This is a genomic window from bacterium (genome assembly GCA_021372775.1).
Classification (GTDB): Bacteria; Acidobacteriota; Polarisedimenticolia; order J045; family J045; genus JAJFTU01.
In genome coordinates, this window is the sequence record JAJFTU010000152.1 from 1 (window position 1) to 2,898 (window position 2,898).

Here is a 2,898-nt window from a genome sequence, read left to right on the forward strand (position 1 = left end):
GGCCATCGGCCGCCCCGCTACTCGCCGGCGTTCGTCTCGGGGGGCTGCTCCGGCGGGAGGTCGCGGTGGCCGGCGACCGGCAGGCGCAGGGCGACGCAGGTCCCGTGGCCGACGCGGCTCGTCACGAGGAAGCGGCCGCCGTGCTCGTCCACCGTGCGGTAGCTGATGGCGAGGCCGAGCCCGGTGCCGATGCCGCGCGGCTTGGTGGTGAAGCCGGGGTCGAAGATCCGCGATTGGTCCTCGGGGGCGATGCCGCAGCCGGTGTCGTGGAACTCGATCCGCACGTGGTCCGGCCCGTCGCAGCGGGTCGCCACGCGGATCGTTCCCTTCCCCTCGATCGCCTGCACCGCGTTCTGCAGCAGGTTCATGTAGACCTGGTTCATCGCGTCGGGACGGCAGAGGATGTGCGGGATCGGGCCGTAGTCGCGCACGACCTCGATCCGCCCCTTCGTCTCGTGGGCGAGCAGCGCCAGCGAGGCGTCGATCCCTTCGTGCGGGTCCACCAGCTCCTGCTCCGCGCGGTCGAGGTGCGCGAAGAGGCGCAGCGAGCGGACGATCTTCTGGATCCGCGCCGCGGCGAGCCCGTGCAGGTCGAGCAGCTCCCGCAGCACCGGCATCTCGGCGCGCAGCCGCTCGTCGAACCCCTCCGTCGCCGGCGCGGCGAGCAGCTCCTCGAGCCGCTTCAGCCGCCGCTGCAGCAGGTCCTGGTTGGCGACGATCGTCGAGAGCGGCGTGTGGATCTCGTGCGCCACGCCGGCGGCGAGGCGGCCGATCGAGGCCATCTTCTCCGTCTGCAGCGCGTCGGCCCGCGCCTCGAGCAGGTTGCGCACCTGCTCCTGCAGTTCCTCGGCCCGCCCGGCGATCCGCCGCGCCTCCTCGCGGCGGGCGTCGATCTCCTCGCTCAGCGCCTCCGACGTGCGGATCAGGTGGTTCTCCACCCCCAGCGTCGTCGTCACGTCGCGCAGCGTCTCGACGAACCCCGCGGCGGCGCCGTCCGCGCCGCGGAACGGCACGCACGTGACCTCGAGGTAGGTCGCGCCGACCTCGCCCGGCGCGGCGCCGCTGACCATGTACCAGCGCTCCGTCGTGCCGCGGCGCAGCGCTTCGCGCGCGAGGCAGCCCCGGCACGGCGCGTCGAGGCCGAAGAAGGCGCGGTGGCAGGGACGCCCCGCCGCGTCGCCGTACGCGGCGCGCGAGGCGGGGTTCTGCCCGCGCACCGCGAGCTCGGCGGACTGCACGCTCGCCGGCTCGGGCAGCAGCTCGAAGACGTCGGGGCGGGGCATCAGAGGAGCGAGCGGAAGATCCGCTGGCGCAGCGACTCCAGCGACTGGTCGCGGTCCTTGAGCGCCCGCAGCAGGCGCGTCCGCTCGCAGGCGTTGCGCAGCGTCAGCAGCAGCGCGTCGTTGTCCCACGGCTTCTCGATGTACTGGTAGAGGCCGATCTCGTTGATCGAGCGGATCGCGCTGTCCTTGTCGGCGTAGCCGGTGAGGAGGATCCGCGCCGCCTCGGGCTGCAGCTCGCGCGCCTTGGCGAGGAACGCCAGCCCGTCCATCTCCGGCATCACGAAGTCGGAGAGGATCGCGTCCACCGGCGTCTCCCGAAGACGCCCGATCGCCTCGGCGGGGGTCGTGCAGACCACGCGCTCGAAGTCGCTCTCGAGGCGGAGCAGGCTGTCCAAGGTCTGCGTGGCCAGCGGGTCGTCGTCGAGGATCAGGACCCGCCCGCCGCCGTTCTGGTTCATCGCATCGCTCCTTGCGCCTCGGCCGCCCGGCGAATCCGGCGCACGAGCTGGCGCACGAGGCTGCGGGCCAGCTCGGGGTTCTCGGTCCAGACGTCCTCGAAGCCCCAGCGGTCCAGGCGCAGCGCGCTGGTCCTTACCGTAGCACGCGCCGTCACCGGGCGCGGCGCGTCCTCGAAGAGCCCGAAGGCGCCGAGCGCCTCGCCCGGGGCCAGCCGTCCCATCGGCTTGCCGTCCCGCTCCAGCTCGACGTCGCCGTCGAGCATCAGGATCAGGTCGCCCGGCGGGTCGTCCTGGCGACAGACGACCTCGCCCGGCGCGTACGTCGCCTCGCGGGCGACGGCCGCCACGAGCGACAGCTGCTCCGCCGGGATCTCGGCGAAGAGGTCGAGGCGGCGGAGCGCCAGCACCTTGTCGATCAAGCTCATCGGAACGTCCTCGTCGGCCGCGCCGCGCCGCGGGCGGAGAAGCGCCAGCGCCGCGTCGCGCACCCGCGGGTCGGGATCGGTGCGCGCGGCGTCGGCCGCGGCGCGCGCCTGCGCCGGTTCGAGTTCGGCGGCCGCGGCCAGCGCGACCGCGCGCAGCCACGGTTCGGGGTCGGACAGCAGGTCGAAGACGACCGCCCGCGCGTCGCCCCGCGCGGCCGCCGCGTCGCCGTCCCCCTCGAGCAGCGGCAGCAGCCGCCGCCACTGCGCGCGCGGCCGGAGGTTGTCGAGCAGCTCCGCCGCGTTGCTCCGCCGCTCGGCGTCGAACTCGGCGAGGCAGCGGCGGCAGAGCGCCATGTCGCGCGCCGGGTAGGCGAGCGAGAGCCGGCGGAAGACCGCGGCCCGCCGCGTCGCCGCCGCGTCGCCGAGCGACGCCGCGAGGAGCCTCGTCGCCGGCCCCGGCGCGCCGTCGAGCGCCCGCCGCGCCTCGCGCAGGCGGCGCAGGTCCCGCGCCTCGGCGAGCGCGAACTCCAGCGCCTCGCGGGTCTCGATCGGCCGGAAGCCGCCGCCCCGCAGCCGCGTCCGTTCGAGCGCCGACGCCGCCGCCTCGGCGACCGCGCGGTCGCGGCCGCGCAGCGCGGCGACGAGCGCGGCGACCGCGCGCGGCGTGCCGATCCGCTCCAGCACCGAGGGGACGGCGCGCCGCACCGCCTCGGCCGTCTCCGGCCGGCGCAG

At 75.5% G+C, this 2,898-nt stretch carries 3 protein-coding genes; all 3 read right to left on the reverse strand.

Going from position 1 to position 2,898, the window contains the following annotated elements:
• Window positions 1-17: 17 nt before the first annotated feature.
• Window positions 18-1,283: a hypothetical protein gene (locus LLG88_05050; protein ID MCE5246275.1), complete on the reverse strand. Its 1,266-nt coding sequence runs from the start codon at window positions 1,281-1,283 to the stop codon at window positions 18-20.
• Window positions 1,283-1,741, reverse strand: coding sequence for a response regulator (locus LLG88_05055; protein MCE5246276.1), 459 nt, complete (start codon window positions 1,739-1,741; stop codon window positions 1,283-1,285). Before LLG88_05055 ends, LLG88_05050 begins: the two co-directional genes overlap by 1 nt.
• Window positions 1,738-2,898: cyclic nucleotide-binding domain-containing protein (locus LLG88_05060; protein MCE5246277.1), on the reverse strand; the 1,161-nt coding region annotated here is incomplete at its 5' end. The genes LLG88_05060 and LLG88_05055, both read right to left, overlap by 4 nt.

Excerpts from the sequence above, each read along its gene's own strand:
- LLG88_05050 (MCE5246275.1), bottom strand. The coding sequence starts at position 1,283 with ATGCCCCGCCCCGACGTCTTCGAGCTGCTGCCCGAGCCGGCGAGCGTG.
- LLG88_05055 (MCE5246276.1), bottom strand. The coding sequence starts at position 1,741 with ATGAACCAGAACGGCGGCGGGCGGGTCCTGATCCTCGACGACGACCCG.